The 6,030-nt window shown below is 46.6% G+C and carries 6 protein-coding genes; 2 read left to right on the top strand and 4 right to left on the bottom strand.

The window, feature by feature from the left end; genetic code table 11:
• A partial coding sequence (locus tag H6S82_RS14930) for a PAS domain-containing hybrid sensor histidine kinase/response regulator (RefSeq protein WP_206756872.1) occupies nt 1-1,836 on the top strand: 1,836 nt, incomplete at its 5' end.
• A 96-nt stretch (nt 1,837-1,932) separates the two neighbouring features.
• On the opposite strand, the gene H6S82_RS14925 is transcribed toward H6S82_RS14930, so the two are convergent.
• The 4 genes from H6S82_RS14925 to H6S82_RS14910 all read right to left on the bottom strand — a co-directional run bounded on the left by H6S82_RS14925 (nt 1,933) and on the right by H6S82_RS14910 (nt 5,685).
• Nucleotides 1,933-2,619, bottom strand: a complete 687-nt coding sequence (locus H6S82_RS14925; protein ID WP_190464397.1) for a Bax inhibitor-1 family protein — start codon at nt 2,617-2,619, stop codon at nt 1,933-1,935.
• A gap of 225 nt (nt 2,620-2,844) precedes the next feature.
• Nucleotides 2,845-3,396 (bottom strand): hypothetical protein, encoded by a 552-nt coding sequence (locus H6S82_RS14920; RefSeq protein ID WP_190464342.1) that lies wholly within the window; start codon nt 3,394-3,396, stop codon nt 2,845-2,847.
• A 209-nt stretch (nt 3,397-3,605) separates the two neighbouring features.
• Nucleotides 3,606-4,313, bottom strand: a complete 708-nt coding sequence (locus H6S82_RS14915) for an FkbM family methyltransferase (RefSeq protein WP_190464343.1) — start codon at nt 4,311-4,313, stop codon at nt 3,606-3,608.
• A gap of 169 nt (nt 4,314-4,482) precedes the next feature.
• On the bottom strand, nt 4,483-5,685 hold the full coding sequence (locus H6S82_RS14910; protein ID WP_190464344.1) for a phosphoglycerate kinase: 1,203 nt from the start codon (nt 5,683-5,685) through the stop codon (nt 4,483-4,485).
• Nucleotides 5,686-5,844: 159 nt separating this feature from the next.
• Here H6S82_RS14910 and H6S82_RS33010 point away from each other — a divergent pair.
• A partial coding sequence (locus H6S82_RS33010) for a hypothetical protein (RefSeq protein ID WP_347339503.1) occupies nt 5,845-6,030 on the top strand: 186 nt, incomplete at its 3' end.

Raw genomic sequence — 6,030 nt, 5'->3', positions numbered from 1 at the left:
GGTGAGTGGTTGAGCCAACAAATGAGAGCGTTGGGTGAGCGAGTGAGTAACCTATTAAACTACGCTCATTCCAATCCATCGCAACACCCAGAACTGCTGCCCCAAGCATTGGAAGAACTGGGTGTTTCTCTAGAAGAACTGCGGGTATCTCAAGAAGTATTGCACGAGCAAAATCAGGAATTGCTGGAGGCTCATACGTCTCTAGAACTAGAACGGCAGCGCTACCGGGAGTTATTTGAATTTGCTCCTGATAGCTACTTGATTACTGACACAGAAGGCAAAATTCAGCAAGCCAATCATGCTGCTAGTCTGTTGCTCAAGGTGTCGCAAAAGCACTTGGTTGGCAAGCCTTTAATCGTATTTGTTCCCGAACCTCAACGTCGAGCTTTCCGCAACGAACTCAACCGATTGCATCAAGTTGAACGACTTCAAGAGTGGATTATCCAGTTACAGCCTCGCGGTGCAGTACCTTTTGATGCTGCATTAACTGTGACTAGGGTATTTGACCAGACAGGTGCGATCGTGGGGCTACGCTGGCTAGTGCGGGACATCAGCGAACGGAAGCAACTGGAAGAAGCGCAATTGCGGGCAAAACTGGCTGAAATTACCAACCAAGCCTTGCAAGCAGAAATTGCCCAGCGGAAGCAGCTAGAGAAGGAACTGCGACAGCAAGCAGAATCCCTCAACCAAGCAAATACCCTCAAAGATGAATTTTTGGCGATCGTCTCCCACGAACTCCGCACCCCATTAAATGCTATTTTGGGTTGGGCGCAGATCCTTCGCGGTCGGCAGTTAAATGACACGATCGTCGCTCGCGCATTAGAGACGATCGAGCGGAATGCCAGAACGCAGGTAACACTGATTGAAGATCTGCTAGACATCTCTCGCATTGTTCGAGGTAAACTTCATTTCAATATCCGCCCCGTCAATTTAGTTTCTGTGATTCGGGCAGCTATTGATTGCGTGCAGCTTGCCGTCACAGCGAAAAACATCGAGATTCGGACAGATCTGGATGAATCAGCCAGTTTAGTGTCAGGAGATAGCGATCGCTTACAGCAGATCGTTTGGAATTTACTCTCCAATGCCATTAAGTTTACTCCCAGAAATGGACAAATTGAAGTTCGGCTAGAGCGCATTTCCTCCAACGCCGTCATTACAGTCAGTGACACCGGTCAAGGTATTCATCCAAATTTTCTACCTTTCGTCTTTGACCGCTTTCGTCAGGCAGAACGAGCAACTACAAGGCATCATGGTGGATTGGGATTAGGACTTGCCATTGTGCGGCAATTGGTAGAAATGCACGGGGGAACAGTGGAAGCAAGCAGCCCAGGCGAAGGACTAGGAGCCACATTTACGGTGCAGCTACCCCTGATGGCAGTTTGCATTCTGCCAAGTGAAGCGGGACAACAGCCTTCGATAGCTGAGGAAGCCCCTGCATTCGACTTACATCCAAGCTTGAGCAATGTATCTGTACTGGTCGTCGATGATGAAGCAGATACCCGCGAACTGTTGACTGTCGTGCTGGAGCGTGCTGGCGCTTCCGTCAGGGCAGCGGCTTCGGTGCATGAAGCCTTGCAGGTGATTCAACAGTCACAGCCTGATATCTTAATTAGCGATGTTGGGATGCCAGAGCAGGATGGCTACGCGCTCATCCGTCAAGTGCGGCAGATCGAATTAGAGCAAGTTAGTACTATTCCTGCGATCGCACTCACCGCTTACGCTAGAGAAGAAGACTGTCGGCAATTATTAAATGCAGGCTTTCAGCTTCACCTGCCTAAGCCAGTTGAACCAGCAGTGTTAGTAGCAGCAGTGGCAAGTCAAATTGAGTGTGTATAAAATTTGATAAATCCGAAAGAGACGCAAAAAAAGCGCTCTCCTTTTAACGAGAGCGCTTTTTGGTTTTTAATTATTAAAAATCAAAGCACCATTGTTTTAGCGGCGAGACAATGACATCACAATTTGCAGCACATACCAGAACAACAAAGCTACAGAAGCAAATAGTTCCAGCGAAGCCGCCACATACTGATGCGTCGAATAGTGGTGTATCACATTGGACGTGTCGTACAGAATTGCCGCCGAGGCAAATACTACCATTGCCACCGAGAAAAACAGCCCTAACGTGAAGCCAAACATGATGCTGCAAAGAATTAGACCCAAGGCGACAAAAGCAGCGATTTTGAGAATGCCGCCTAAGAAGGTAAAATCCTGGCGCGTCGTGAATGCAACGGTAGTCAAACCGCCAAATAGGAACAGGGTCAGGATAGCCGCTGTCGGAATCACGTCAGGGCTCGAAAAAAAGGCAGCAATGTACAGCAGGGGAGCAAATATCAGTGCTTCTGCGACTACATAAATCCCCAAACCGGTATACTGGGTTTCCACCGAATCTGCCTTCGCAGCCAATTCCCTCGATAGCCAGCCCAGCAGCGCAAACGCTCCCAGAAACGCTAACCAGCTAAATCGACTGGCAGCTACAAAACGGAACAATACTCCAGCAATGCCAGTCTGAAACAGCAAAAATTCGACAACAATAAATGCACCAACTGCCCCCGCTAGATGCGTGTAGGTTTGTTGGATAAACTTGGCGCGTTCGTTTGGTCGCGCTTGTGCAACAGTCAGCATAGATAGTTTCCTCAATGCGAAACCAACCTATAAGCTAGTTTATGCGATCGCTTCGGCAAACCAGTTGAGTACAAATGCCGAGCGGGGGAGTCAAAAGTCAAAAGTCAAAAGTCAATCATTCAAAATTCTTCCCTCTCCCTCTCCCGTTCTCCCTCTTCCCTCTTCCCTAGCCCCTAGCCCCGACGCCCTAACCCCTTTCTTTTGACTTTTGACTTTTGACTTTAATCAACGCAGCGGTGCTTGATTTGCCATTGAATAAGCCATAAACAGAATATTTTGGCGTTCTTCAGTCAAAAAGCTAACAGTGTAAATCATGCCGTCTTGTTGCCACATTACCGATGAAAACATATTCGGCGGGTTTTGTTTTTGCCCTTCCAGCAAATATCCCTGAATTCCCCTTGCCAGCGTGACTGCTTGCGCTGCCGCGAGATGTTTTCGGAATTCTCGCTGTGCGTTCGCAGAAGTTTGGCTATCTACCGAAAAGCTGCCGACTAAGCAGGGATAACCTCCGGAAGTACAGCTAAACAAGCTAACAGTTAAACCGGGTGGAGTAGTGGAGGGAAAAACGCGGACAATCAATTGGCTGATAAATTCTTCGTCAGCGGGGCCACCCAGTAAAATTCGTGAGGGCAAGCGCATTACCCAACCGGGTGGTAAACTATTGCCGATCTCATTTAAGTAGGGTGTAAAAACTTCAGCCGGAATAGCAGATGCTTTAACTGTGCTGCCAATGACAGCGAGAAAAACTGGTAATGCTAGTAATTTGCGCCACAACATTTGGTAATAGCTAGGGCTAGGGGTTAGGGGATAGGGCGTCGGGGGAAGAGGGAGAAGGAAGAGGGAAAACAGGGAAGAAGAAACTAGAATCAAGGGCTTCGTCGTGAGCGCTCAGCCGAACGGTTTCAGTAATTAAGAATCCCCTCACTTACGAGAACGGTTGATATACAACTTTACTATTACAAAGTAGTATATCAACTCTTACCATATCATCGTTTATTTCTGTAGAGGTAATCATTTTTAGATATTTTTTCAACATATTCGTATGATTTAGATATATATGCTTCTATTGCTTCTCGCGATTGTACGTTTAAAAATTCAATTAACATATATTTAGGTTGATATTTACTGAATTCCAAACCTTGCAATACATTTAATTCAAAACCTTCTACATCCAAAGAGAAAAAATTTATTTCTGTAACCTTTAGTTCGTCGAGTATGGATGTCAGTGTTCTTGCAGGAACTTCAATTACAAAAGGTTCGATATCGTAATATTCTTTAGCTTTTTCTAAATGACCTGCTTCTGCTTGGGAAGAATGGAAAGATCCTTTGACTAAAGACATCAAATGCCCGTAGCTCATTTCGATAGTAGCTGAAGGGTAATCGTGAGCTACCAAAGCGCAATTGAAAACTTTTGAATTCGGACGCTCTCGCACGCATTCTCGATAAAGTTCGGGAATAGGTTCAATTAAAATACCTGTCCAACCTTTTAAGCGTTCTAAATAATACGTATTGCTTTGAGAAAAGCCATCATTAGCGCCAACTTCGATAAAAAAGCCTCGATTGGGAAGATACTTTTCTAGTTTGCTGTCGATACCAGAACTAGCAGGTCTGGAATAGCGATCGCTCCCCCAAAACTCATACAAGCGACGACGCGATCGCTTCAGCCATTTTTTCAATCTAGATGTTTTTATCATAATAGTTTATATCTTCTACAAACTAATATCTTTGGGATTTATGGGGAAAAAAGTTCCTTTATATTAAAGTTGAGTGCGATCGGTTTAATCTAAGCCAATCCAAAATCCAAAATCCAAAATCGAGTGACAAATGTAAGGTGGGCAATGCCCACCCTACTGCTAAGAGAAATTAGGCTTCATCGAGTGCGGCAATACCGGGTAATACCTTACCTTCGAGCAATTCCAAGCTAGCGCCGCCGCCAGTAGAAATGTGGCTCATTTGGTCTGCGACACCGACTTTTTCCACCGCAGCTACGGAGTCGCCACCGCCGATAATGGTGACAGCGCCTTTCTTGGTAAGATCGGCGAGAGAGTGAGCGATCGCTTCCGTACCTACGGCAAACTTATCGAACTCAAACACGCCCATCGGGCCATTCCAAATCACCGTCTTGCAATCAGCCAGCGCATCTTGGAACACTTTCACAGAGTCGGGGCCAATATCCAAACCCATCCAACCATCGGGGATATTTTCAATGCTGACAGTTTGAGATTCAGCATCGGCGGCGAATTTATCTGCAACTACCACATCGGTAGGTAACAGCAACTGCACGCCGCGTTCTTTCGCCTTAGCTTCCAGAGTCTTCGCCAGTTCCAGCTTATCTTCTTCCACCAAGGACTTACCCACGCTCAGACCGCGAGCTTTGTAGAATGTGAAGATCATCCCGCCACCGATGATCAACTTATCGCACTTTTCCAGTAGCGTTTCGATCACACCGATTTTGCTGGAAACCTTAGAACCGCCGATAATGGCAGCTAAAGGACGCTGGGGATTTTCGATCGCACTTTGCAGATATTGCAGTTCCTTCTCGATCAAATACCCAGCCACAGAAGGCTTGAGGTACTTGGTAACGCCTTCCGTAGAAGCGTGAGCGCGGTGGGCTGTCCCAAACGCATCGTTAACGTATAAATCTGCATTCGCAGCCAATTGTTTGGCAAATTCCGGGTCGTTTTTCTCCTCTTCTTTGTGGAAGCGGACATTCTCCAGCAGAATGACATCCCCGTTTTGCATTTCGGCGACTGTAGCAGCAACTTCATCACCGATACAATCGCTGGGCTTTTTCACTTCTTTTCCCAGCAACTCCGACAGGCGCTTGGCAACTGGGGTGAGGCGCTGCTTTTCATCCACTCCCTTGGGACGGCCAAAGTGGCTCGATAGAATTACTTTAGCTCCCTTTCCGGTCAAATCCTGGATGGTCGGCAAAGCAGCGCGGATGCGCGTATCGTCGGTGATGTTGCCTGCCTCATCCACCGGTACGTTAAAATCAGCCCGCACCAAAACCCGTTTGCCAGCTAAGTCTGACGACGACAAATTTGCTACAGTTTTTTTGGACACCGAAAAAACCTCCTAATCACTTTTTTCACGGAATCAGCGTGCCACCGGTCGTCCGTTCTATCTACGCCGTCCACATTTTACCGAAAAATGGGTTGTTAACCCCGTCTTTCTAGGACGGCTTTTATGTTATATTATTTTGCGTAGAAGTTTTCCACGTAAATGATCGTTTTAGAATTCAAGGCTCAAGGGAAAACAACTCAATACAATGCAGTTGACGAGGCGATGAGAACCGCTCAGTTTGTTCGCAACAAGAGTATTCGTTTTTGGATGGATAATCGAGATGTGGGGCAAAAAGAGTTGTACCGTCTTAGTAAAACACTGCGAGAAGATTTCTCCTTTGTGACA

Source organism: Planktothrix sp. FACHB-1355 (assembly GCF_014748295.1).
GTDB lineage: Bacteria > Cyanobacteriota > Cyanobacteriia > Cyanobacteriales > Aerosakkonemataceae > Aerosakkonema > Aerosakkonema funiforme_A.
Note: the sequence above shows the minus strand (reverse complement) of the source record. Positions and strands in the feature narration are given on the sequence as shown.